Here is a 23,654-nt window from a genome sequence, read left to right on the forward strand (position 1 = left end):
GCTCAAGCCTCCTGAACCGGCGGGCGCGACGCGAGAACGCCACTTATCTTCTCGGTCAGCACGAGATCGGTGCCCTGGACTCGCGCCAGAAAGGACAGCTTCTTTAGGCTCTCGATCAACGTGTCGCTAGACAGCCCATAGTTGCCCAGCGCCCGCTTTGGCAAGACAAGGCGGTTGCCCGCCCACGTCACCGGGACCTTCCCCGCTGTAACGTCTTGCGCCAACGCGAGGAAGAACTCGCGCATCAGGTTGGAGGCATTCCCGAGGACGTCTGCGAGTCCTTCGGGCGCGGTGGATTCATCCGATCCGCGACGGAGGCTGCGCCCACTATCCAGCTGCATTGGCTGAGTACTACGTGGTACCTCTTTGGGGCTGGGGCGATCTTGCAGAGGTGTCGCGTCGCTGGCATCAGATGCCGGAGTGCCCTTGGCGCCAGCGGCTGCAAAGAGGCTGATGACGGAGGCTGCGGCGCTCTCGGTCGGAGGGACCACGGCATGGGGCGGGGTATCAGCCGGAACAGCCTTCACCGACTCCTGGGGCAGGGATCCCACAGCGAGCAAGTCCGCCGGCGGAGCCGGCGTCCCCACCGGGGCAAAGTCCGCGCGACGCGCCTTCAGCTCAAAGCTCGTGGTGGCGTCGACGGCAAGTCGCACCACCTTGTGCAACAGCGATTCGAGCGTGACCGGTCGAGGTTCGGGGTTGATGGCGGCGAACAGCTCCGACAGCACTTCGCTGTCCAGGCTCGCCAGGATGTCCTGGCCGAGAATCTCGCGCGCGAGAAGGGCGGTTCGCATGCGTTCGACGGGTAGCGCCGCCGCACGGCGTGTCACTCGGTAGCTGCCATCGCCCAGCCACGGACCAAAGGCGCCGTGCAGTGCCGGCAGCCATTCGGCGTCGTCAACCTCGCGGCGAAACTGGAAATGCCTGCACGGCTCGTCCAGTCTCGAGCAGCACGCCGCAAGAAAAAGGGCGTACAGGTACTGCGGCTCAAGGCGCCGCCGTTGCTCGGAGGGCTTATCCGCGCCGAACTTCTGGCCGCCCGACAGGCGCATGGCGAAGTAGGCCACCTCGACCGTGGCACGGAACGCACCACCCGGCTCCGCGTGCTCTTCAGGGCGTAGCGGCATCGAGGAGAACCAGACGGCGCATCGTTCCAGGATGGCGGTCCACTTCTTCGCGAATACCGCCGGCTCGGCCTCGTTGGCGTACTGGCGGATCAGGTCGGTGCGCGACTGGTGCGCCGCCAGAAGCTCGCCGGTGGTCATTGCGGTATGCATGTTCACTTCACCATCTTCCCGCCGAGCTTCCAGGCACCGCGGCCCGCGGCACGCAGCGCACCGCCGCCCGAGACGCCACCGCCTGTGCCGAACAGCTTCCCGGCGATAGCGGGGATTTCTAGAGAAATCAGTATCAGCATGATGGAAATTGCCAATGCGTACACGCCCGCCGCCATGGTGTCGGTGCCTGCATCATTGACACTGCCGAGCGTGGAGTCCAACGTGGTTGTCACGAGACGGGAAATGATCGCCGCGACAACGATGTACAGCGAGCCGCTGAACATGTAGTCGAGCCATGCCGTGAAGTAGCGACGCGTAAAAGACGAGAAGGCCAGCGCTACAGCGATTGGGCCGACCACCACGCCTACTGCGACTTGCAACTCTCCAAGCATCGTGAAGAAGTAAAAGATGATCGCTGCAAACGCGCAGGCCAGAAAGGCAAGGAACAGAAGGATCGCAGCAACCATGGACTTCAAAATGTTCTCGAGGCTGAACCCGCTCGTGGCGATCCTGACATACGAATCCCACAACTTTCCGGCCGTTGTGATGATGCTTGCGCCCGGGGTGACCTCTGCGCCATTGATCCGCGTGGCTAAGGCATTGAACCACTCGAAGATCCCCGGCCCGAACTGGTCATAGCCGACATAGATCGCGGCAAAGATCCCAATGAGGGCCAATTCTTCCAACAGATCGGTCCAGGCTGCGGTGGCGTCCCCAGTGCCCGCGAAGCGGAACCCGGCCAGGACAAGCGTGATCACGCCCAAGGCGAAGGCCAGTTTGTCTGCTTCGGATCGGACCGTATCGCTAAGCCTGAGTGCGCCCGCCGAAAGCCCGCTTCGCAGACCCTGGATCTTCCCTGCAGCCTTTCCGAGCCCTTCCGTAACCGTTCCCGGCGGGGACGTATAGGCCGACGTGCCGTTACCGGGTTGCGTGCTGCTCACAGAACCGCTACCGTTCGACCCGCCGCCGGCTGGCGTTCCTATCCCGGGAAGATCCACGGTTTCGCTTTGCGCGAATACGGCACCAGCACACAGGCTGAGAAGGGCGGCCACGAAGGCGGCGAGCAGCAGACGCGCGAAGCGTGACGGCATGACAGGGGCTCGAAAGGTAGGCATCAGTTCTTGAACACCGTCTGGCGCAGTTTGTTGAGTTGCGCTTCCTGATCGCGCTGGATCTGCTGCGTCACGTTCGTCGCCTCGGTGTCGGCGGCTAGTGCCCGCTGGTCCTTCGTGGCATCCGTCTGTGCCTTGGCACTCATGAGCTGCAGCACGTCGCTGTTCTGGCTGGCCAGCACGTCGAGCATGTGATTCGTCGCTTCTGCGGTCGCTTGGGCGGTAGGGGAGAGTGTCATGTCTTCCTGGATCTTTGCCCGTCGCTTCGCCAGAGACTGATTGTTACCCGCGATTTTGCTAGCTATGGAGAAGAGCTGCTTAGCTGCCTTGTCGCCGTTGCCGATTAGCGTACGTTGGTCCTGGAACCATTGTTCAGGCGTCTTTCCCGACTGAACCACAAGGCTTTGGACGCGCGCGAGAAAGTCGGCATTCTCAGAAACGCCACCGTAGAGGGACTGCAGTGCCTGGCCGTACTGCTCATGCTTGGTGATGTCGTCCTTGATGGCATTGGCCTGTGCCGTCAAGGCTGCGGGGTCGAGTCCAGTGGCCTGTAGCAACTGATTCAGCATCATCTTGTACTGGTAGGCGATGTTGGTGTTCTCGTACACCTCGGTCTTCAGGGCCTGAGCGGCCGTCAGCGTGTTTTTGAGGAAGTTGGCCGCGTCGAAGACTGGCCAGCCGCTTGCGAATGCCGGCATAGAAGCGGACCCCATAGCGAGCGCCAGGATGCCAGCGGCAGTCATGCGTTTGATCATGGTGAGAATCTCCTTTACTTGCCAGTGCGGGCGAGGATCTCGCGCACATAGCGATGTTGCCAGCCTGGTTCGCCTGATGCCATGTGCCTGTCTAGAACGGCTTGGGCATATCCGTCCGAGCGCAGCATGGCGATCATCTCGTCGGAAAAATTGGTTTGCAGCATGCGGGTCTGCGATCGCGTCACCAACAGGTAGTCGCGGTTCGGGACGGCATCATTGATCATCTTCACTTGATCGCGGGTCAGGCCGAAGGTGTCGCAATAGAGATCGGTATCCGTAAGGGCCTGGTTGTTCGGCAGGTAGATCAGCGAGCCGATGTTGTCCTTGAGGATCTCGAAGTCGGCAACACGGACGATCTGCCGCAGCGATTGGGTCGCCATGCGGATCGCGCCGTTAAGCTTGCGGATCGTCGTGACCCAGTTCTCCAGGCGGCTATAGACGTTCTTGTTCTTAAAGAAGAAGCCGGCTTCCTCCACCTCGATGACGACGTGCGCGATGCCGTCCATCGTCTGCTTGATGCGGTAGAAGGCATAGTCCACGAACAGCACCGCGGCCGCAGGAAACTTCTCCATCAGGGATCCCATCTCGATGGCGAGGTCGTCGCTCACGTCGAAGGCGTCTTCCACGTTGTCGAAGAAGTGCCCATACTGGCCGCCGGTGGTCCACATCTGCAGGCGCTCGCGCAGGTCTGAATGCAGCAAGGTGCAAAGGTGAGTCAGCGTCCATTTCTCGCGCGGATAGCGAGACAGGATCTGCACAGCCTCGAAAATATCGGTGCGCTGCTGGGGGGAGAGCCGAAACTCGTCGTCTTCCATCGCCAGACCGAGCCATTCGACCAGGTACGAGAAATTGGCGGGATCTGCCACCAGCACAAGCGGATTGACCTTCGTCGCGGCCTGGGTCTCGCCAGTGATATCAATGAACTTGCCCCCACCCAGCAACGTGGTGATGCGGGTGGAGCGGTCCTTGTCAAAGCGGATGCGACGCGCCTTTTGCCGACCAGCCTGCGACATCAGGAAGTTCAGCATCACCGATTTACCCGCGCCGATGGGGCCGAGCATGAGCAGGTGGCCGTTACCGCCTGGTTGATGCAGGTCCAGGTTCTGCGCGGTGCGGTAGCGCGTGGGCAGGCAAGTTAGCGGCGGGATCTCGATGCCGGCCTTGTCGGTGAGCCAACCGTTCAAGCTCGGACCATTGTGGACGGCTCGGACCGGTGCGATGTCGGAGAGGGCGGGCGTCTCGACGAACTGCAGCCGGCGCTGCTTGTCCCAGCGACCGGGCAGGGTGCTGTTCCAGGCAGGCATCAGATTTGCCTTCTCCCGGATCGACCCGAATCCCGCGTTCGTCAGCGCGCCCACCACTTCGCTGACGGAGTCTTCAAGCTCATTCTCCGTGTCGCCGTAGACGATGATGGAGATGTTGGCGAATCCATGTTGCTGGCCTTCCGCGGTCAGACGCTTCAGTGCCGCCCCGGCCTCCTTGGCGAGCTGCTCACGTCCCTCGTCGTTTTCCGGCTCTTCCTTCGATGCATACTGCTTGATGATCGACCAGACGTTGAAGGTAGCCATCTTGTAGAAACGACGGACGGCCTCGATGTGCTTCGTCGCCTTGGCGGTGTCGAGGAACCGGAACATCAGGCAGATATCGAGTTCGGCATCGATCTGGGTCAGCACATCAAGGGCCGCCTCCTGAAAGCCGAGCCACTCCTTGACAGCGACGATGGCGCCATAGCGCTTGCCATGCGCGGACTCGAAGATCAGCCGCTCCGCACCGGCCGTGACTTCCGACTCGGTCAGGTGCGTGTCGAGCAACGTCATCGGATAGCGGATGCGACGCTGAGGCACAGTCGGGTTGGCGGTTTGATGGAGTTCGGCCAGCGCGTCCTGCAGAACCAGACGTTTCAGCCCCAGTCGGACGGCCCCGCCCTTGAAGGCATCCAGCATCGATTCGAAGCGCTTCGCGTCCGCGCTCATCCTCTCGACGTCGAAAGCGAATGCGTTGCGAGCCAGCAGAATGTCCTTCGTCGTCTCTACCGCCGCTGGCACAAACGCCCGACCTCCAACGGTCATGTGGTAGCTCATCTTGTCGAACACTTTATCCATCCCGTTTTCCGGCGTGTAGGCCAGATGCAGGCTATGGGTGTTCGTGAAGTACTTCCCGGTCGTCATGTGCTGCCGGTTCAGCTCGTCAATGCGCGCATCGGACGGAGACGCGAACTCGCCGCCAACATATCGCTTAGTGCGACGGTGGCGCAACCGCCACCACGCGGTCACCCGGCTGTCGAAAGAGCGACAGGCCTGGTCAAGCTGATCTCTTGCCGAACTGATATCGCTGGCGTTTGGCGCATCCGCGTCAATACCCGTGAACTCGTAGCTTGCCAGCAGTGATCCGTCCTTGTTCAGGACAAGCTCGGGCGTAAAAGGGGTGAGCCAGGGAGCGATTTCCTGGAGAGGGCGGCGCTTCAGCATGGGAGGTCGCTATCAAAGCCGTAGGGACGGCGGAACCGGGCGTGCATGCGACCATGCCACGGCATCGAATCGTAAACGTCGCCGTAGTGATTGAAGACGTTCAGGACCTGGTTCCACCACGGATCCCGCGTGGTGATCCAGCGCAGCAGGCCGTGAACCATGATGCCGAAGACCAATGCCGCCACGGGCAACTGCCATCCGGCCCTATAGGTGACGTAGATCAGCAATGCTGTGATCGTGCCATTGGCAATGGCAAGGCCTCGGACCGCGCCACCGATCATGCGCGGAAGAGAAAGCGAGCGGCTGACGTGGTGGCTGCGCATGTCAGAATCCGGAGCACGCGGCGCCGATGCCGTAGTTTTTGAGGATGGGGACAGCCGCCGCCGCGATGCCGATACCAACGCCTGCGAACGAGACGAACTTCATGATGGTCGACTCGGCGTTGGCGATGCCAATCGCGGCCAGCACGATGATGATCAGGCCGGCCACGAACAGGAACGTGGTGTTGAAGAAGCTTGCAATCCCGCAAATGGTGTTGGTGAGACCGGACAGAAAGCTGGCGTCAGCGGCAGCAGCGGGAGTAGCGACGGCCATGAGCAGCAACAACGCGACACCGGGCGGTGTGGCCAACTGCTTCTGCGCTGCCTTAAGGGAGTTGCGAAAGGACATAGGTCAATAGCTCCTGGTTAAAAGACCCGTTTGAGTACGTAGTTGTTGTCGTCGAACCCCTGAATTTCCAGGACCTCGGAAAGGTGACGCAGCTCGCCGGTGCGCCGCATGTGGACCACATAGTGGAAGCACTCGGCGATGAGCTTGCGCATATCGTTGAGTTCCCAGCGGGAGCCTGGCGGGATGCCAAGCATGGCCATGCCTTCCAGGCGCGAGAGCGCCGAGCGGGCGGTGCTCGCGTGCAGGGAGCCCATGCCACCATCGTGGCCGGTGTTCAGCGCCTGAATAAAGTCGAACGCCTCACCGCCGCGGACCTCACCAACGAGGATGCGGTCTGGCCGGAATCGGAGGCTTAGCGCGACCAGCATTTGGGTCGTGACCTGCTTGTCGCTATTGCTGAGCAGCCGTACCGAGTTAGGCACGCTCAGCTTGAGCTCTTGCGTGTCCTCGATGGTGATCACGCGTTCGGTGTCGGGTATTTCGCCGACCAGGGCGTTAAGCAGGGTGGTCTTGCCCGAGGAAGTACCGCCGGCGACGAGGATGCTCTTGCGCTGGCGAACCAGTCCCGCCAGCGCGTGCATGACTTCGTCGTCCACCGCGCCGGGCGGGAAAATCGGGGCTTCGGCTTCGCGGCTTTTTGCGACGGCCGCTGAGAAGGCGCCCATCCTGACGTAGTCGGCAAGGGTCAGATTGGTGTCGCGATGGCGTCGGATGCTCAGCGCGTGGCCGTCGATCGCGGTCGGTCGCATCACGGCTGCGATGCGCAAGCCTTGATGACCGGCGTTGATAATGCCTTGGTGCGTTCCTCTAACAGCCGACTTCTGCACGGACGAGGCGAGCGATCTGACGGCGCCTTCGACCATGGCAGGATCGAGCTTGATGTCGAGCTTGAGCAGCTGGCCCCTGCGCTCGATCCAGATGCTGTCGTGGCGGTTGATCATGACCTCCGCCACCTCGGAGGACTCCATGTACGGACGGACCGGCGACAGCGACTCGAAGAACATGCCGACGGCACTGTCTTCCAGTTGGCTCAGCTGTAGTGCGGGGTGGTCGAAGGCATGTGTAGACATGCCCGCTATTGTTGATTCGCTACCGGATGACGTGAGCGTCGAAAGCTCTACGATTTTCGCGAGTTTTCTCAGAATATCGAAAACGAGGGCTGTGCCGGCCCCGCGCAACGGACTTGCTTAGCCCGGACCCCCGTTGCGTTTCGGGATGACCGTTAATCATGATTCACAGTATTCCCCAGAAAGCTCACACAAACATGTCGTCTTTCTGGTCTTGCATGATTGCCTCTGACAGTCATATCCGGACCGGCTAACACGACGGATCGTGCGACGGGGGTACGAGAATGGAATTATCCAGAAAGCTGTTGAATATCACATAGCTTTTGGCGGCCGGTGGGGTAGCAATTGCTGGTTCAATTAGCGGCATCCAATAGGACGCCTCATGCGACTGCTTTCCCGAAAGACCGATTCCAAAACCGCACTGTCCCCGGCCCCCGGTATGTATGCCGGAGAGAGCGGCGACCAGGTGATCTTCGACCGTACGACGCGACTCTCAGTCGAGCGCAATCACTGGAAGCTTGCCACGTTGGGACTGGTCGTGGTCGCGCTGGCCGCGATCCTCACACGCCAGCCGCCTGAACCGCAGGTGCGCGCGTTCGGTGTCTCGGCGGACGCCGGTGGCAAGCCCGTCGTGCGTGAGTTGGAGGCGTACCAGCCCAGCAACGTTGCGATCCAGGCCGCGTTCAAGGACCTGGTGGTGCGCTGGTTCACTATCGAGCCGATTCTGACGGAGAAGATCGAGGACTCGCGGATGTCGAAGAGTCTGCGGTCCGTCAAGGAGCAGATGATCGGTGCGGCGCGAGGCCAGTTCGACGACTGGGTCGTCGACGATGAACCCGTCAAGGCGGTGAGTGCATCGCCTGGTCTGACGCGTGAGCCGAAGGTGACGAATGTCTCGGTGCTGCCGGATAGCACGGTGGTGGTCGACTTTGTCACGACCACGGTGGAAGAGGGACGCAAGCCTAAGCCCACTCGCTATGCACTGACCGTGCGCTACCAGATCAAGCCGCCCACGGGCGAGGCCATTCTGGGCCCCAACCCTTTTGGCGTACACCCGGTCTTCTTTACCCTTCAGAAGTCCGGCGTCTGAACATCATGGATTCCCTCATGCGTAACCGACTCTCGTCGCTGGCCATCGCCGGCAGCATCGCTCTCGTTCTCTCGTCACCGTTGGGCTTTGCCGCCGACAAGGTGGCGCGCAAAGGCCTCGGTGGCGTGCCGCCGCTCGGCGTCGGTGATATCAGCGATGCGATGAACCCGTTCAATCCGCTCAATGGCGGCGCCGATCCGGTCGCCCTGCCGGCGGACTCGCGTCTCGTGGTCTTCACGTACAGCCAGGACCAGATCTTCCGCGTACTGTCGGCGCCGCTCAAGACGACGACGATCGAATTCCCCGCCGGGGAGACGATCGCCTCGGAACCGGCCTGGGGTGAGAACGTGCGGTGGAGCTATGACACCGACGGCATTAACCACATCTATCTGCGCCCGCATGCGCCAGGCCTTGTCAACACGCTCTCGGTGAACACGAACAAGCGTAGCTACGAGTTCACCCTGGTGTCGTCGCCTCTTGGCGGCATGTTCTATCAGAAGGTCCGCTTCAACGTGCCAGAGCCGATGATGGCGAAGGTGAGGGCTCGGGGCGGAGATGCGCCCGGAATAGGCGGCGCTGAGCCGGACCAGGCCACGCAGCCTTCGCTCGGTGTCTCCCCGGACAAGCTGAATTTCGACTACTCGGTGGGTGGCAACGCGGAATTCCGTCCCGATCAAGTCTTTGACGATGGTAAGGCGATCTGGATGCGCATTCCCAAGGGCGCTGACTGGCCCGTCGCGCTGGTGAAGGACGGAAGCGACTTCGTTGTCGCGAACTTCATCCGCCGTGGCGAGTTCCTGGTGCTGCAGCGTCTCGCGGAGAACGTGGTGCTGCGCTCCGGCAATGCTGAGGTCACTGTGCAACGCGGTCGCCGCCGGCTGCTCGGCTTGTTCTGAAGGGGGCCAAGGTGAAGAAGACGCAAGTCGAGGACGTGACTGACGCGCAGGCTCGCGCGACCAAGGGGAAGCTTCCTCGCAATATCGTCTATTCGTTGGCGACCGTGGCGGCGGTTGTCGTCGGCACGCTGGGATACTACTACCAGAGCCGCAGCGATGCGGAGATTAAGCAGAAGGCAGAAGAACAAAAGGCCGCGCGGTTGCGCGACCGCACCTCCGCGTCGGAGCAGGGCAACAGCCTGGACCAGGAGATCCGCAAGCAGCAAGAAGATGCTCGCGCCGAGGCTGCGCGCCAGAAGATGCTTGCAGGCAAACAGAACGAACCGGCAGGCAAGGCACCCATCCTGACCGCACAGGATTTTGGTGGCGGTGGCCAGAGTCAGGGTGGCGAGAATTTGTCAAAGAAGAGCAACGAAGATGCGCTCTTCACAGCGCCCATCTTCAAAAGTGCTGGTCAGCTGAAGAATGCGCGGGCTTCGGGTCAGGCGAACCTATCGGGCCTGCCTGATCCCGCGCAGATGCGCGCAATGCAGCAGGCAGCGGCGGCGGGCGCCGGCGGCGCGGGTGTGCCCCCGGGCCAGGAACCTGCGACGGTATTTAGCGACCGGCAGTTCCTGAACGAGACGTCGGCGACGAAAACCCTGCGCACCAGTTTCTCCGGCGTACTGCCGAAGTGCACGCTGAGCCGCGGATTCGTCATCCCGGCCACCTTCGTTGGCGGCAATAACTCGGACAAGCCAGGTGAGTTCCGCGCGACGGTGGATCAGGACGTGTACGACACGGTAGATGGGACCTGCAAGGTGATCGCGGCCGGCACGACGCTGGTCGGCGCCTATAGCCCAGACATCGCCATCGGGCAGGAGCGCTTGCTCGCGGCATTCATTCGGATGCAGATGCCGAATGGCAAGGTTGTGCCTCTCTTGGGTATGCAGGGTGCGGACCCCAACGGCTACGCCGGCATTAGCGGCGACGTCAACAATCACTTCTTCAAGATCTTCTCGGGTGCCGTGATCATCGGCTTCCTGGAGCAGCGATTCAACAACACGGCGACGGCCACCACAGCGACGCCGGGGGGACTGACCACCTACGGCAACACCGCCGGGCAGGTTGCGGCGCAGACCGCGCAGACCATCCTCAATCGCAACCAGAACATCCGGCCGACGATCACCACCGAGCCGGGCCAGAGGATGCTCGTGCAGGTCAAACACGACATGGTCTTGGAGCCCTACCGTGATTGAGCGCGCATGCCTCTTAGCGACGGCGCTCGCGGTGACGCCTGCCATCCCGCACGCGGCAACGATCGAGGCGATTGTCAGTCCGACCGCGGTGGTCGTGCGCGCGGATGGTGCCGCACGGCTGCTGAGCCTCCCCGGTAAGCCAGTGCTGTACTGCGGGCTGGAGCGCTTCCTAGGCTGGTCCGCCCAGCTGATCGGTGCGCAGATCGAGGCTGGCGGCGCGCAGGGCCCGGAGATTGTCCGGGAGGGAAAGACGATACCCCTTGCGAGCGTGTTTGCCGGAGAGGGCTGGCTGCGGCCGACCGAATTGACCGAGGCCGCGCAAGAGGCGATGGTCGAGCGTCGTGGCGGCTGGGCTTGCGCACCGAAGGCTGCACCGTTTGCGGCCATGAGCCATCGCGTGGACCCGCTGATTCTGGCGGGCATCGCCATGAACGAGTCGGCCTATCGCGGCCGGCCCTGGCCCTGGACGCTCAACGTTGCCGGACGCGGCATGTTCTTCGCCACGCGGGAGGATGCGCACGCGACGGTCAACCGCCTGCTTGCCGCCCGGCGATGCGACTTCGACGTCGGGATTATGCAAATCAACTGGTGCTACCACGGCCAACGCTTTGCCTCCCCCTGGGAGGCGCTGGCGCCGGCGACCAACATCCGCGTGGCTGAGACGATCCTGATGGAGAACCTGCAACGGAGCGGGTCCGCGATGAAGGCAGTCGCCTGGTACCACAGCGCCGATCCGAGCCGCGGCGGTGCCTACTTTGCTCGCTTCATGACCCACTTCAAGCAACTCGATCCGGCGACCCTTACCCAATGACCAAGTCCATTATTTTCGCCGCCGCGCTGCTCCTTTGCGGAACCGTTGCCGCTGCGCCCACCGATCCATTCGATTTCGACTATCAGGTAGTAGCGGCCTCGGCCGCACGGCCGGCAATGATCTTCAACGACGGCAGCAGCACCTACATCCAACCGCGCCCCGGCCAACAGGTCGTCGCGGAAGGGGGCCAGTCTTCCGGTCCGTACGTAGTACTCGAAGGGGTGCCCGAGGTGGTGCGCTACACGGCGAACGGGAGCGCTGTCACGGCGCGTTGGAAGCGGGCCCATGGTTTTACCGGCGAGCCTGCGAATCCGACTGGCGACCTGCCGCGCGCCTTCACCGGGTTCAGCGGCCGGCTGGCGATGATCGGCGGCCACAACGGCCTCGCGTTGGTGCGCCAGAGCGATGCCACCTTGGCGCTGGCACCCATGATCAAGACCATTGCGCCGACCGGCTGGACCGGGACAGCGCAGAAGGATATCGCGCTCAGCGAGGAACTGCGCTTTGCGACGCGGGCCGGCGAGAACTGGGTGCAGGCGCTCGAGCGCCTGTTGGCGCAGCGCGGTCTGTACGCAGAAGTGGATTTCGACCGAAAGAACATCGCGTTGCGGGCCACCCCGCCCAAGTCTCTGGAGATTGCGGGTTCCGGTGCAACAGCGGTGGCAGCGCCGGCAACACCAGCGCCTGAGCTCACCGCGGTGGCCGCCGATGCCGGCGAGGCCGATGGCTCCGCGCTCAACGCCGCCTTCAATGCGGAGGCCATTCGCGACAACAAGGCCGGTCGCGTCGAGATGCGATTCCCTGCAAAGCCGACGAACCTGCTGGTGCAGGGGGAGGGCGGGCGCGAGATCGATACCGATTGGAATGAAGCCGAAAAGGTTTTGTCGTTCCGCACCGCCGATCGGTTCACTGTACGCGGTGACGGCAAGGCTGTGGAAGTCGCGCGCGTGCCCGGCATTGCCTATCAGTTCCCCCGCGACAACGCGGCTGGCCTGGAGCGCGTCTTCGAGAAGGACGGGGCCACCTACCTGAGTTTCCGCCAATCGCTGATCGCGGTGTCGGTGCGGGATGAGGCCAACCAGTCGAATGGTGAGCACAAGGACCGGTACTACAAATACAACGGCATCAGCGCGCGTCTGATAGTGACGGCTGACGGCAAGACGGTCAACGTGACCCGTCAACCCGAAGTCCGTTTCTATGAGCGGGCGGCGTCATGAGGCGTCTGCTTAAGCGGGTGTCGCCGCTAGTGGCGCTCGTGCTCTCCCTCTGTGGGCCGAGTTTCGGCTGGGCGGACTGCCTGGACGATGCCGCGATGTTCCACCAGGTGAGCCCGGTGTTGCTGCGAGGCATTGCGCAGCACGAGTCCGGGATGCGGGCCAATGCCGTCAATCGCAACGCCAACGGCAGCGAGGATATCGGTCTGATGCAAATCAACACGGTGCATCTGCCGAGGCTCGCCCGATTTGGGATCACCCGGCAAGCGCTGTTCGAGCCTTGCACGAATGCCTATATCGGCGCCTGGATTTTGCGAGAGAACCTGGATCGATACGGGCCAACTTGGGATGCGGTGGGAGCCTACAACGCGGCGTCGCCGGATAAGCGTCTCAAGTACATCAACCGTATCTACAGCACGCTCCAGCGCGGAGCGCCGGCCAACCAAGCCATTAGATAACCGAAGGTAAAAAGTCATGCTTCCCATTGATCAGATGCGCCGGTTGAGCCGGACTGTTCTTGCCGCGAGCGCGTTGTGCGTGTGTGTCGGTGCCCATGCGGCCGTGCCGTCCGCGACGCCGTTCGGCATTGAGCCAACAGGCAACTTCGAACCCGCGGCGCCGCTCAAGGGCGATGGCTGGCAGCGTCTCGCTGCAAACACGAAGGCGAAGTCGCCCAAGGCGGCGGGGCCAGCGGTGCCCGCTGCGAGCGATATCGCCCCCGCGTCGGTTCCGCCTGTTTTGGCAACGTCGCAAGTCGTTGCGGCGCCAGCAGGGTCCGCAATTGTCGCGGCGAGCAACGCTGCGGCGCCTGCCGCGCTTGCGGCCTGGACAGTGTCGGCGACGGACGGGAATTACCGGCAGCTGATCGAGGCGTGGGCTACCCGTGCGGGGTGGACGGCCGCACCGTGGGAACTCGACAAGGATCTTCCGATCGTGGGGAACGACTCGTTCCAAGGTGACTTTAAGTCAGCGGTGCGTCACGTCTTGGAGGCAACCGAACTCACCGACTACAAAGTTAAGCCGTGCTTTCACTCCAACAACATGGTGCGCGTCGTGAAGCTGACCACCAAGTGCGATCTGACCCAGTAAGGCCATGCAAATGAACCAAATCTTTCGCCCTACCGCCGTCGCCTTGCTCGTATGTTCGACACTGGCCGGTTGCGTCTCGCCGCGCCTGCTCGAGGACACCAGGCAGGCTGCCGAGGACACCCGGGCCCAAGGTGATGCAATGACGGGCGCGCTCTATGCCCGGATGCGCCGCGACCGCGCCGCCGTTGAGGCTGAGCAGGAAGTGTCCAAGCCCTTTCTCGTGGGCAGAGCCGTTCCGACAGCGCGAAACGTTACCCTCCCGCTTGCATTGCGCAACAACGTCGACACATGGGTGATCTTTCCCGAGCGCGTCATGCCGCTGGCAGTAGCTGGGCAGCGCATCACGATGGCGACCGGGATCCCGGTGAAGGTCGAATCGGATGTTTATCTTCCGGCAAGCATGCTGCTGCCCCGCAGCATGATGTCGCAGGCCGGGCAGCTGTCGCGCAACCAGCAGGCCGGTGGCGCGATGCCGCAGGCGATGCCCGTGCTTGGCCAGGCACCTGCCCTTGGCGCCCCGCTTCCGACCGGCCTGCTGGGCGGCACTCCCAGCATGGCCCAAGCCACACCGCTGGTGGAAAGCGCCTTGAACGTCGAGTTCAAGAACAGCGAAAAAATGCCACTCGCCAACATGCTCGATCTTATTGCGACGCGCCTGGGCATCAATTGGGAATACAGCGCCTCGAAGGGCGTGATTCGCTTCTACCGCCTCACTACCAAGACCTGGCAGTTGCCGATGAAGGCGGGCACTAGTTCCTTTACCACCGAGTTCAAGGAGAGCGCTCGGGGCTCGAACGGCAGTTCCGGCGGTGGCTCCGGGCAGACCGCGAAGATCGACGGCGCGGTGAAGTCCGAGAGCAAGGACATCGACGACCTGGACGGTATCAAGAAGAGCATCGTGCCGGCCATGTCGATGGTGGGCAGCGCCGAGATCAATCCGGCCACGGGCATTCTGACGCTGCGTGATACGAAAGAGGCTGTCGAAGCGGCTGACGAGATCGTGCGTCGCCAGATCGCTATCTACTCGCGGATGGTCTACCTGAAGTTCCAGACGGTTGATTTCACGATCACCGACAACGGCGAGGCGGGGATGGACTGGAATGCGGTGCTCACCAAGGCACTGGACCGGGTGCCGGGCTTCACCTTCAGCGCGCTTTCGCCAGCGTCGCTGGTTTCGTCCAGTGCCGGCAGCTTCGGCCTTGGGATCACTTCGGGCGGTTGGAATGGCACGCAGGCGATCGTGACTGCGCTGAAGCAATACGGCACTGTCACGACGTCCGTGGCGGTTCCGCTGGCGATGCGTAACCGCCACGCCGCGCAGTACAACAACCGTCGCGAGTATGCCTATGTGTCTGCCACCACACCGGCTGCATCGACAGTTGGCGGTACCGGCGGTACCCCGGGCATTACCACGTCCACGGGTACTGTCGGCTTCAAGCTCACGGTGTTTCCGGATGCGACTTCGCGCGACGACGTCAACCTGACGCTGGCATTCGACCAGTCCGCGCTGGACGGCCCCATCCAGACGTTCACCTCGGGTAGCGGCGTGAATCAGCAGTCCGTGCAAGTGCCAAAGACGATTGCCAAGGGCATTCCGGCCCAGGACTTGATTGTGCGCAACGGGCAGACGGTGATTGTGACCGCGTTCGATCAGACGGATACCCAGATGACGCACCGCACGCTCGCGGACTTGCTCCCGACGATCGCTGGCGGGTCTCTGACCGCGACGAAGTCCCGCACCCTGACGTTGGTCCTGGCCACCGTGATGATTGAAGATCAGGGCGAGGCCCCAGCGCAATGATTCTCGACATCCACGGCAAAAAGCTGGTTTTCGGCATGCAGTGGCGCACGCTGACCGGCAGCGGCGCGCCTGGGACGCTGGCGGCCAATATTGCGCGGGAGGTCAAGGCCGCGCGTATCTGGCACGAGGATCAGTCGCTTCACATCGGCTATCTGGACGCGGCGGACGGCCAGGCCAAGATCAAGGACAAGCTGTACTCAGGCGCCGCCACGTTGGCCCGCATCCCTGACGTCGTCCCAAATGCGTTCTTTGTGTTCCGCCTGGACGCGCCTGGCCAGCCACCGATCTATCTGGTCTGCGGCATCGTCAAAGGCCGCCCCCGTGTGGGCTTCGATCAGGTGGTGCACGACGAGAAGACGCTCGCTCAGCTTGCAGCCGATTTCCCGACGAAGTGCGACGGCGACTTCAAGCTGGTGGGCAACGCGCCGGAACTGATGGCTTTGTTGCCGACCGACCGCCGGATCACGCATTTGCCTTTTGCGCTGGAAGCGTTGGCCGCGCAAGCGGGGCCGGGCGCACTGCTTAAGAGGCCCGGTGCATCTTCCCAGCGCAAACGGTTGCTTGTGCTCGCGACCCTTGCGCTGGTGGGTGCGGTCGGCTGGAAGTATGGCAAGGCGGAGTACGACGCCTATCAGCGGCGTCTACACCCACCACCTCCGCAGAAGACGCCCGCAGAGCGTTATGCCGAGGACCTGGCCCAGCGAGCGGCAACGCCCGTCGCGCCGGTGGCCACCGCGATGGCGTCGTGGTATCGCTGGTTTGCCGATGCAGTGCCATTGCAGATCGGCGGCTGGACGCTCGCGACCATCGCCTGTCTTGATGTGTCCACGCCGGAGACGACATGCCTGCTGACGTATGCGATCCAGCAGGGTGCCAAGGGGCTGACCAATCAGACGTTCCTGGCTGCGCTGCCCGACCAGTTCGGTGTGCCGACCTTCCTGGCCGGCGACACCAGGGCCGTGGTGTCCGCCCAAGTGCCGGTAGGAACCCGTACGCCTCTCGGGACAGTGCTGGAGAAGCTGCCGACGGCGATGGACCTGCGCGTTCGGTTTGGCTCCCAATTGCAGACCCTCTGGCCGGTTGCGTCCAAGGCCGAGCTCAAGGACGTCGCGATCTACGGCACTGTCCCGACGGAAGGGGCTGCCTCCCTGACGCACCCGGTTGTCTCCGGCGCCTGGGAAATCACCGGACCGCTGCGCAACCTGAGCGAGTTCAAGGGATTCGGTCCGCAGGTCGTGGTGAAGAGCATCGAACTCGCCGTGAACCTGAACGCCGCTCCCGACCTCAAGCAATCGAAATTCATGTTGACGGTCAAGGGCGATGCCTTTGCCCGCAACTGAGAAGGAAGACTGAAATGCGTGCTCATCCAATGACAATCCGCCGCGCGAGCGTGGCGATGTTCACACTCCTTGCGTGCGGCGTGGTGCTTGCCGATGACGACGTGTCGATCACACGGAAGCTGATCGAGGCCGACGGCAAGGTTGCGCTGCAGAAACTGGAGCAGGATCTTGCCAAAACCGCTCCGGCTCCGACCTTGACCGCCGCGCCGGCTGGCGCCACGACGGTCAAGGCGCACGAGCGCTCACCGCAGACGATTGCCCTTTATGGCGTAGACGGCCGCGCTGCTGGCGGCGCTGTGAACCTGCGCAGCTACGTCAGGTGGGGCGATCAGGTCTATCCTGCCCGCGTTGGCGCGAAGTGGCGCGGCTTCACTGTGGCCGACATTTCGGCAGCCGGCACGACGTTTGCCCGAGGCAAGACCAAAGTGTTCGCCCCGTTGGTGGAAGAGGATGCGGCCGTCCTACTGGAGTCTGGGCGGGCGGGCGCACCCGAGGCAGCAACAGCCAGACAAGCCGCGCCACTGCCTGCTCAGGTCCCAGGGATGACGCCGGGCTTCCCACCGGGGCCACAGATGCCCATGCCCCAGCCTGCATTCCAGTCTCCGGTCCCGACGCCGCCATTGCCGGCGGCGGCGCCGGCGTCCGTGGCACAACGGTGAGGGCCGCTGCGATGGCATTGTTCAGCAGGCGCGACCGCGCGGACGCCAATGTCGCTGGAGTCGGGGGCGTGACGGTTCTCACCGGCGCGGCGCCGGCCTTTGCCGCGTCTGCGCCCTCGAGGCCGTCAATGACTGGCGCCGCCGCGATCGCTTCGCCGGCAGAAGCGATCGGCACGGTGGACGAGCTCCCCATCTTCATCAAGACGCTCTACGACGAATTGGACATGGCGCCATCGCTGCGGCATGGGATCTGCCCGGTGCTGGTGGAAGCGGCGGGTGGGTCGGGCGTGCGCGGAAAGTTTGCGCTGGTGGTCTCGCGGGAGATGGCCACATCGGACGAAGCGGAGGAGATCATGCGGCAGGCTCGGCTGCTCTATGACCAGGCAGCGCCGGCGACGCACCTCGCGGCTACGCAAGTCATGGTTGCCCTTTCCCGTGGCAGCGTCGATCCGCGCGGTGGGGTCGAGACCGACTACACCGTCGGCCGCCGGCGCCCGGCCAGCGCGCTTTGGAACAACTTCGAGGCTGCGGCGCGCTTTGCGTTGCGAGAGAAGGCTTCGGATATTCACTGGGAGGTGGAAGATCAGGGGACGCATTCCCAGATTCGATTTGCCATTGACGGCTATCTCGTTGCCCCGGCGGAGTTCCGGATGGAAACGGGCGTGATCCTCGATACCCTGTCCCATATCTGGCAGAAGGGAAAAGGGGGATCGCAGGGCGTGTTCAGCCGGGTCCTGCCGCAGCAGACCAGCATTCGCACGCGTATTGACGGGGAGGCACTGGTGTTCCGTTGGGCCTCGATGCAGAGCGCCACTGGCCATGTGACGGTCATGCGGATGCACCGCGAAGAAGCCCAATCGGTGGAAGTTGACTTCGTCAACGACCTCGGTTACTTCGAGCAGCAGGCCCAGCTGCTCGACCGAAATACGATGCACCTCGGCGGCGGCACTGTTCTCGTTGGCGTTGTTGGCTCGGGCAAGACCACCACAGCCCACGCGATCATGCAGCGGCAGCCGGGGTGGATGAACAAGATGGCCATCGAGGATCCGGTGGAGCTGCTTGCCAATGGCACGCACCACTTCTCCGTGTCGCGCACGCTCGACGGTGCGAACCGGGATGAAGATCCCTTTATCGCGGCCAAGCGCCAGATCAAGCGGATGAACCCGCATTTTGTAATGGTGGGTGAGCTCCGCGATCACGAATCGGCCGGCCTGTTTCGGGACGTGGCGGGCGCCGGGCTGCGCGCGTTGACGACTGTCCACGCGCCGAGTGCGCTGACGGCGGCGGACCGGCTCTCGGACGGAGAACTGCGCATTCCACGCAGTGTCCTCGCCACGCCTGGCTTCATCAATCTCTACGTCTATCAGGCATTGATGCCGAAGACCTGCAGTTGCGGCGTCCGGCATACGGCGATGAAGGAAGCCCTTGGCGCGAGGAAGCTGCACCAGATTGAGCGCCTCTTTCGCTTCGATATCGAAGGCATTCGGCTACGGAACCCGCAAGGGTGCGAGCTTTGCCGCCGTCCCAATCTGCCGGAGCTGAACGGCGCCCGCGGCCGGACCGTAGTGGCCGAGATGTTCGAGCCCGACGAGCAGGACCTGGCTTTTATCCGCGACGCCAGGAACATCGAGTTGGCGGCATACCAGCGCAGCAAGCGCCAGGTCGGCTTCGACGTGCCGGACAGCACGGGGAAAACCGTGTTCGAGGTTGCTATGTACAAGGTATTTGCCGGCGTGGTGGACCCGCGTGAGGCGGAGCGCCTGTGCTCGCTCGACGCCTACGAAGCCAGACTTGCCCGCCAGCGTGCGCGCGGCGAAAAGCACTGAGGGGAACGGCATGTTCAACAAACTAGCACAGTGGCTGGTTGGGCTGGCCCAACGCAAGGTCGGCGGCCCGATGCTGAAGGCGGGCGATCAGGTGTTCATGGACCGGTTGTTCTGGGCCAAGTATCGCTTCCGCAGCATGCGGGCAACGTACTACGGTGACCTGGCGAAACGGATTCTCCACATGCCGGGGGAGCCGGTTTCCAACCATTTCGCCAAGGATGCGGCGCGGCGCGTTGGCGAGCCGGTAGGCGTGCTCGCGGCGCACTGGCTTGCACGGTCCGAGGGGATCGACGGGCAGATGCAGCGCTCCCGGCTGACGGAGATCTTCCGGGGCACGATTCCGGACGAGGACATTCCCATCCTCGCCGTGGCGGAAGAGGGCGGCGACATTCGGGAAGGCCTGGAAACGCTGTCGCGCAACCTTACCGCGCTTGGCGAGGCGCGCGCTGGCATTGCCATGACGCTGGCCGGCGTGGTCATGACGGTGGTGATCCTCCATGCCTATCTCGGCGCCCTGGCGTTTCTGATCGGCCCAGCCATCGACAAGTCATTCAGCGCAATGCTGGATGTGAGTCAGTACGGTCCCATTGCATCGACCTTCCACCACGCCTCGACGTTCCTGCGGCACTGGGGATGGTTGCTCGTGATTGCCGAAGTCGCCGCCGGCGTGTGGGTGGCTCGGGCCCTGACCCGCTACGTGGGGCGTTACCGCGGGTGGCTGGACCGCAGGATGCTGGCGTTCGATTTCTTCCGTCGATTCCAAAGCGCCCAGTTTCTGGCCGGTCTCTCGGCCGTGACCAAAAAGTTTGGTGGGGATGCTCGCAACTTATTGGACGGTCTGGTGCTGATGCGCGCCAATGCCTACCCGTACCTGGCGTATCACATCGAGCGCATCGAGTTGAACTTGGAATATGCGCCTAACGAAGGTGGGAAGGTGTTCGATACGGGTCTGTTCGATCGCGACACCAGCTACCGGATTCAGGACATCGCCGAGTACGAAAGCGACCTGTCGAAGATGCTTCACACCGTGTCGGAGGACCTGCTCAAGACGACCCCCCAGCTCATGCAACAGCGCGCGTCGCGCTTCAATCGTCGCGCAACGATCATCCTGATCGTGATCATCACCGCGCTTGCCTTCATGCCGGCTTTCATGGCGCAGGAAATGAAGTCCCGCACCGCCATGGCGGCCATGGGCGGCAAGCGCCCGATTCCCACCCAGACGCAACAACCCTAACCCAAAGAGGACTACCAATATGAACGCATTGCAGAAAGACACGAGCCTGGAACAGGTAGAGATGGACAATCCGGGCGCGGAATTGGGCGGGCAGCCGGTGCGCGACGTGCGCGGTATGCCGGAGGGCAGCCGCAATCGCCGCACCCGCCGCCAGTGGGGCGGGGTACTGGATGAGTATGGCTTCTACCTGCTGCTGGCAGGCCTCGCGCTGGTGGCCATCCTGGTGCTGTTCTCGCGTAACCAGACGGATACCCAGGTCCAGCAGTTGACCACTGAGCTGAACGGCGTCATCGGGAAGGTCAAAACCAGCTACCGCGGCCAGTACAGCAAGGTCAGTATCACCGCACTGATGGGCAACGGTGTATTCAAGGATCTGACCACGATGACCGAGACCGGCTCCGACATCATTCTGCAGCCCGGTGGAGGCAAGCTGACTGTGACCGCCGCCCAGTTGCTCAGCGCGAACGACTCGCTGCAATGGTCCGTCCCGCAGCAGCCTGACGCCGCTTGCATCGCCATCGTCGCGTCATACCAAGGCAGCGCCGGCAAGATCGTCGTGAACGGGACGACCATCAAGGCAGTGGGCGGCGCTGTCGACCCGAGCAAGGTGTCGTGCTCGGGGGGCAGCAATACCATCGACCTGTACATTGCGTGACCGGCGAAAGCTATCGAGTTTTGGTGAGGTTATGCCGGTCAGCGACACCGGCTCTGCTGGCATAGTTGTTGGTATTGCCGCCGCCCTGCCTCATTCAGGGCGGCGTTCTACTTGGAGGTAGGCTAGATGTTTCTGACCGAAGCGGCGCTTCAACTATCCGTCGCGGCGATTGGCGCTGCTGTGATGATTCACAACACCAACAACCTCATTGACGACGCGTTGGCCGCCGGTACTGGCCAGTACATGTCCAACGTGGCGAGTGCCGTCAATACCTATGTCTTCGACAACATGACGGTGCTCGCTGCCAGTCCGAACGGGCCGACGACGATCAATGCGGGTAGTGTATCGGCGACGGTCGCTAGCCCGCTTCACCCCACGGTGCAGGATCTGATTAACCTGAAGTTGCTTCCGATCGGGTTCAGTGACACCAGTCCGCTCGGGCTGTCGTTTCGTGTGGACCTGGTGCCGACCAACTGCAGCGCGGGTCTGACAAATTGCACCATCCCCGGGGCGATGTACTCGACCACGGCATACCGTGATGCCAGCGGCAACGTTCGTACCGATCAGATGGCTACGGTTGTTGCGGCTGCTGGCGTCGATGCTGGCGTGTCATACGCGGAGAGCCCTGCGGTCATTACCGGGATGGCCGCGAGCTGGTCTGCGCCCAATCCCCTGTCTGGAGGCAGTGCGGGTGTGCTGATGATGCGGGTAGGCAACACGTCGCTCCTGGCGCAGAGCATGAACCAGTTCTACAAGCGGGATGGGTCGCTAAACCTGACCGGGCCGATGGATGCGAACAACCAGGCTATGAATGCCGTTGGGAACTTGCAGTCAAATGGGGCGGTATCGGCAAATGGCGCCGTGACGGGTGGAGCCCTACGTTCCAATGGCGATGCTTCGGTCGCTGGGAATGCGAGCGCAAATGGTGTGTACGGAAACTACGTGCAGTCCAATGGAAGTGCGGCAGTGGCGGGGAATCTCTCTGCCGCAGGCGTCTACACAAACAGTGTGCAGTCCTATGGCGATGTGGCTGCATCAGGCTCCGTTCGTTCCAGCGGCTATCTCTATGCCGCAGGTGCTGTCGTGCCTTCCATCGGAGGCGGCCAACAGGTTTGGGATGGCTGGGGCTGCGGCGATCCTCAGGGCGCGATCCGTAGCGATCCGAACGGGAGGATTCTGTCGTGCCAGTCTGGCGTTTGGCGGGCGGCGTCAGGGACGTCAGATGGAAACGTGGTCAGCGGCGCTAGCTATTGCACAAACTTTTGCTGGGTCGGCATTTGCGTTACGAGAGCGGGCGCGGGCGGAACGTGGGATAGCATGAGTGGAAGATGGACCTGCGCGCCGGGGACGGAGTTTATTGCAACTACCGCGGGAAGCATTCCGAGTAAGGATAATGGAGGCTAGCTGCATCGAATAGCAAGAAAGCCGGCGATTGCCGGCTTTCTGCTTTCTAGGCGATACCGACTATTGGCACTGGAGGACCACCACCCCGGTCACGTCTCCGCTGGACGGCGTGGGCATGGCGTAGCCGATTGCGAGGAGCGGCTTGGCAGAGATCGTGCCAAGGGTCTCGACGTGACGCATGAAACCTTGAGATTGCAGAACCCCTTCTAGCGCAGTAGCGGTCGCGTTTGCGGTTGCGTGGGCGTCTGATCCGATTGCCAGATCGATAGAGAGTGAGTCTAGCGAAGCAAACTTCAGACTGACGACGGCGGTTGCTGAATTGATCTTGCCTGGTGCGAAATTGCCGCTAACAGCAGTCGGTTTGGTACTCGCAATCAGAGAGCAAGTGGCCTTGGTGTCGGGGACTAGCGGATTTAGATCTGGAACCAGCTTGAGGGGCTTGCCCACTACATAGTGCGCGCCCTGGTTCACGCTAAAGTTCCCGATGCTGCTCGAACCGTCTGTCCAGCGACCGATAGAGAAATCGCCATTGCCGGCCACGTCGACAATCTTGCCGGTCGTCAGCGAGATCAGGCTGTTGGCATCGATCCCGATCTGCTTGTAGGCGCCTTCGGCCGTTGCCTTCTGCAGCGAGCCCGGGAATGCGTTGGAGGCGATGGACTGAAGCACCGACTTGGTGGAAGTCTCGGTCTGAGGCACGAAGATAACGGCCATCGGGTCCGCGGTGACAGCCGGCGCGGAGCCTTGCACCACGATGGTCGGGGGCGGCGGTGCCGGCGTGACTGCGGCCGGGGTCGACGAACCACCGCCGTCGCCACCGCCACCGCAGGCAGCCAGTGCGAGGAGCGAAGCGACCGAGATCGCGGAGAGAGACAGTTTGATCTTATTTTGCATTTTTCTTCCCTTCTAAACGTTGAACATTGCGGCCCGCCCTCGGATCGCATAAGTCCATCCTACGTGGTTCACAGCATTGTCAAGTTGGCGCGGCAATCAGCAAATGGCGCCGATACAAAACCCCTAATCCTGTACAAACGGCAATGCGACGGCCA

The 23,654-nt window shown here is 62.6% G+C and carries 22 protein-coding genes; 14 read left to right on the forward strand and 8 right to left on the reverse strand.

The annotated features are described in order from the left end of the window. Positions 1 to 2: 2 nt before the first annotated feature. From A9975_RS09880 to A9975_RS09910, 7 genes are read right to left on the reverse strand one after another with little or no spacing between them, the layout of a single operon-like run. Positions 3 to 1,265, reverse strand: a complete 1,263-nt coding sequence (locus tag A9975_RS09880) for a TraI domain-containing protein (protein ID WP_255503135.1) — start codon at positions 1,263 to 1,265, stop codon at positions 3 to 5. A 14-nt stretch (positions 1,266 to 1,279) separates the two neighbouring features. After that, the gene (locus tag A9975_RS09885) at positions 1,280 to 2,368 is read right to left on the reverse strand and encodes a type IV secretion system protein (RefSeq protein WP_183032533.1); all 1,089 of its coding nucleotides are present in this window, start codon (positions 2,366 to 2,368) and stop codon (positions 1,280 to 1,282) included. A gap of 23 nt (positions 2,369 to 2,391) precedes the next feature. Next, on the reverse strand, positions 2,392 to 3,144 hold the full coding sequence (locus tag A9975_RS09890; RefSeq protein ID WP_183032534.1) for a conjugal transfer protein TrbJ: 753 nt from the start codon (positions 3,142 to 3,144) through the stop codon (positions 2,392 to 2,394). Positions 3,145 to 3,158: 14 nt separating this feature from the next. Then, on the reverse strand, positions 3,159 to 5,612 hold the full coding sequence (locus A9975_RS09895) for a VirB4 family type IV secretion system protein (RefSeq protein WP_183032535.1): 2,454 nt from the start codon (positions 5,610 to 5,612) through the stop codon (positions 3,159 to 3,161). Continuing rightward, the gene (locus tag A9975_RS09900; protein ID WP_183032536.1) at positions 5,606 to 5,935 is read right to left on the reverse strand and encodes a VirB3 family type IV secretion system protein; all 330 of its coding nucleotides are present in this window, start codon (positions 5,933 to 5,935) and stop codon (positions 5,606 to 5,608) included. The genes A9975_RS09895 and A9975_RS09900 overlap by 7 nt, the downstream gene beginning before the upstream one ends. 1 nt (position 5,936) lies before the next feature. After that, positions 5,937 to 6,281 (reverse strand): prepilin, encoded by a 345-nt coding sequence (locus tag A9975_RS09905; RefSeq protein ID WP_183032537.1) that lies wholly within the window; start codon positions 6,279 to 6,281, stop codon positions 5,937 to 5,939. Between the two features lie 17 nt (positions 6,282 to 6,298). Next, a complete protein-coding gene (locus A9975_RS09910) occupies positions 6,299 to 7,351 on the reverse strand; it encodes a CpaF family protein (RefSeq protein ID WP_183032538.1) in 1,053 nt (350 codons plus the stop codon). A gap of 379 nt (positions 7,352 to 7,730) precedes the next feature. Here A9975_RS09910 and A9975_RS09915 point away from each other — a divergent pair, with 379 nt between their 5' ends. From A9975_RS09915 to A9975_RS09980, 14 genes are all read left to right on the forward strand, one after another. Next, on the forward strand, positions 7,731 to 8,438 hold the full coding sequence (locus A9975_RS09915; RefSeq protein WP_183032539.1) for a type IV secretion system protein: 708 nt from the start codon (positions 7,731 to 7,733) through the stop codon (positions 8,436 to 8,438). Positions 8,439 to 8,455: 17 nt separating this feature from the next. Beyond that, positions 8,456 to 9,334 (forward strand): TrbG/VirB9 family P-type conjugative transfer protein, encoded by an 879-nt coding sequence (locus tag A9975_RS09920; protein ID WP_255503136.1) that lies wholly within the window; start codon positions 8,456 to 8,458, stop codon positions 9,332 to 9,334. A gap of 11 nt (positions 9,335 to 9,345) precedes the next feature. Beyond that, the gene (locus A9975_RS38025) at positions 9,346 to 10,572 is read left to right on the forward strand and encodes a TrbI/VirB10 family protein (RefSeq protein ID WP_183032541.1); all 1,227 of its coding nucleotides are present in this window, start codon (positions 9,346 to 9,348) and stop codon (positions 10,570 to 10,572) included. Then, a complete protein-coding gene (locus A9975_RS09930) occupies positions 10,565 to 11,383 on the forward strand; it encodes a transglycosylase SLT domain-containing protein (protein WP_183032542.1) in 819 nt (272 codons plus the stop codon). Before A9975_RS38025 ends, A9975_RS09930 begins: the two co-directional genes overlap by 8 nt. Beyond that, a complete protein-coding gene (locus A9975_RS09935) occupies positions 11,380 to 12,600 on the forward strand; it encodes a pilus assembly protein PilL (RefSeq protein WP_183032543.1) in 1,221 nt (406 codons plus the stop codon). The genes A9975_RS09930 and A9975_RS09935 overlap by 4 nt, the downstream gene beginning before the upstream one ends. Continuing rightward, positions 12,597 to 13,055, forward strand: a complete 459-nt coding sequence (locus A9975_RS09940) for a lytic transglycosylase domain-containing protein (protein ID WP_183032544.1) — start codon at positions 12,597 to 12,599, stop codon at positions 13,053 to 13,055. The genes A9975_RS09935 and A9975_RS09940 overlap by 4 nt, the downstream gene beginning before the upstream one ends. A 16-nt stretch (positions 13,056 to 13,071) precedes the next feature. Next, positions 13,072 to 13,686: a toxin co-regulated pilus biosynthesis Q family protein gene (locus tag A9975_RS09945; RefSeq protein WP_183032545.1), complete on the forward strand. Its 615-nt coding sequence runs from the start codon at positions 13,072 to 13,074 to the stop codon at positions 13,684 to 13,686. Between the two features lie 10 nt (positions 13,687 to 13,696). Next, positions 13,697 to 15,487 (forward strand): protein PilN, encoded by a 1,791-nt coding sequence (locus A9975_RS09950; RefSeq protein ID WP_255503137.1) that lies wholly within the window; start codon positions 13,697 to 13,699, stop codon positions 15,485 to 15,487. Next, positions 15,484 to 16,827 carry a type 4b pilus protein PilO2 gene (locus tag A9975_RS09955; RefSeq protein ID WP_183032547.1) on the forward strand — a complete coding sequence of 448 codons (1,344 nt, stop codon included), beginning with the start codon at positions 15,484 to 15,486 and terminating at the stop codon, positions 16,825 to 16,827. Before A9975_RS09950 ends, A9975_RS09955 begins: the two co-directional genes overlap by 4 nt. Before the next feature lie 29 nt (positions 16,828 to 16,856). Beyond that, entirely contained in the window at positions 16,857 to 17,486 is a 630-nt protein-coding gene (locus A9975_RS09960; RefSeq protein WP_183032548.1) for a hypothetical protein, read from the forward strand. Positions 17,487 to 17,554: 68 nt separating this feature from the next. Continuing rightward, the gene (locus tag A9975_RS09965; RefSeq protein WP_370564284.1) at positions 17,555 to 19,312 is read left to right on the forward strand and encodes an ATPase, T2SS/T4P/T4SS family; all 1,758 of its coding nucleotides are present in this window, start codon (positions 17,555 to 17,557) and stop codon (positions 19,310 to 19,312) included. A 10-nt stretch (positions 19,313 to 19,322) separates the two neighbouring features. Then, the gene (locus A9975_RS09970; protein WP_183032550.1) at positions 19,323 to 20,546 is read left to right on the forward strand and encodes a pilus assembly protein TadE; all 1,224 of its coding nucleotides are present in this window, start codon (positions 19,323 to 19,325) and stop codon (positions 20,544 to 20,546) included. A 19-nt stretch (positions 20,547 to 20,565) separates the two neighbouring features. Then, the gene (locus A9975_RS09975; RefSeq protein ID WP_183032551.1) at positions 20,566 to 21,201 is read left to right on the forward strand and encodes a type 4 pilus major pilin; all 636 of its coding nucleotides are present in this window, start codon (positions 20,566 to 20,568) and stop codon (positions 21,199 to 21,201) included. 126 nt (positions 21,202 to 21,327) lie between these two features. Further along, complete coding sequence (locus A9975_RS09980; RefSeq protein WP_183032552.1) at positions 21,328 to 22,605, forward strand: adhesin; 1,278 nt, start codon at positions 21,328 to 21,330, stop codon at positions 22,603 to 22,605. Between the two features lie 60 nt (positions 22,606 to 22,665). Here A9975_RS09980 and A9975_RS09985 read toward each other — a convergent pair whose 3' ends face one another. After that, positions 22,666 to 23,499, reverse strand: coding sequence for a hypothetical protein (locus tag A9975_RS09985; RefSeq protein ID WP_183032553.1), 834 nt, complete (start codon positions 23,497 to 23,499; stop codon positions 22,666 to 22,668). Positions 23,500 to 23,654: the final 155 nt, after the last annotated feature.

Origin of the sequence: Cupriavidus sp. UME77, from assembly GCF_014170355.1 — a bacterium.
GTDB classification, from domain to species: domain Bacteria; phylum Pseudomonadota; class Gammaproteobacteria; order Burkholderiales; family Burkholderiaceae; genus Cupriavidus; species Cupriavidus basilensis.

Bases quoted from the DNA above. Each gene is read 5' to 3' on its own strand.
- A9975_RS09915 (WP_183032539.1), top strand. From the start codon at position 7,731: ATGCGACTGCTTTCCCGAAAGACCGATTCCAAAACCGCACTGTCCCCG.
- A9975_RS09945 (WP_183032545.1), top strand. From the start codon at position 13,072: ATGCTTCCCATTGATCAGATGCGCCGGTTGAGCCGGACTGTTCTTGCC.
- A9975_RS09940 (WP_183032544.1), top strand. From the start codon at position 12,597: ATGAGGCGTCTGCTTAAGCGGGTGTCGCCGCTAGTGGCGCTCGTGCTC.
- A9975_RS09950 (WP_255503137.1), top strand. From the start codon at position 13,697: ATGAACCAAATCTTTCGCCCTACCGCCGTCGCCTTGCTCGTATGTTCG.
- A9975_RS09960 (WP_183032548.1), top strand. From the start codon at position 16,857: ATGACAATCCGCCGCGCGAGCGTGGCGATGTTCACACTCCTTGCGTGC.
- A9975_RS09980 (WP_183032552.1), top strand. From the start codon at position 21,328: ATGTTTCTGACCGAAGCGGCGCTTCAACTATCCGTCGCGGCGATTGGC.
- A9975_RS09905 (WP_183032537.1), bottom strand. From the start codon at position 6,281: ATGTCCTTTCGCAACTCCCTTAAGGCAGCGCAGAAGCAGTTGGCCACA.
- A9975_RS09935 (WP_183032543.1), top strand. From the start codon at position 11,380: ATGACCAAGTCCATTATTTTCGCCGCCGCGCTGCTCCTTTGCGGAACC.
- A9975_RS09975 (WP_183032551.1), top strand. From the start codon at position 20,566: ATGAACGCATTGCAGAAAGACACGAGCCTGGAACAGGTAGAGATGGAC.
- A9975_RS09880 (WP_255503135.1), bottom strand. From the start codon at position 1,265: ATGACCACCGGCGAGCTTCTGGCGGCGCACCAGTCGCGCACCGACCTG.
- A9975_RS09895 (WP_183032535.1), bottom strand. From the start codon at position 5,612: ATGCTGAAGCGCCGCCCTCTCCAGGAAATCGCTCCCTGGCTCACCCCT.
- A9975_RS09885 (WP_183032533.1), bottom strand. From the start codon at position 2,368: ATGCCGTCACGCTTCGCGCGTCTGCTGCTCGCCGCCTTCGTGGCCGCC.
- A9975_RS09985 (WP_183032553.1), bottom strand. From the start codon at position 23,499: ATGCAAAATAAGATCAAACTGTCTCTCTCCGCGATCTCGGTCGCTTCG.
- A9975_RS09920 (WP_255503136.1), top strand. From the start codon at position 8,456: ATGCGTAACCGACTCTCGTCGCTGGCCATCGCCGGCAGCATCGCTCTC.
- A9975_RS09955 (WP_183032547.1), top strand. From the start codon at position 15,484: ATGATTCTCGACATCCACGGCAAAAAGCTGGTTTTCGGCATGCAGTGG.
- A9975_RS09890 (WP_183032534.1), bottom strand. From the start codon at position 3,144: ATGATCAAACGCATGACTGCCGCTGGCATCCTGGCGCTCGCTATGGGG.
- A9975_RS09970 (WP_183032550.1), top strand. From the start codon at position 19,323: ATGTTCAACAAACTAGCACAGTGGCTGGTTGGGCTGGCCCAACGCAAG.
- A9975_RS09910 (WP_183032538.1), bottom strand. From the start codon at position 7,351: ATGTCTACACATGCCTTCGACCACCCCGCACTACAGCTGAGCCAACTG.
- A9975_RS09900 (WP_183032536.1), bottom strand. From the start codon at position 5,935: ATGCGCAGCCACCACGTCAGCCGCTCGCTTTCTCTTCCGCGCATGATC.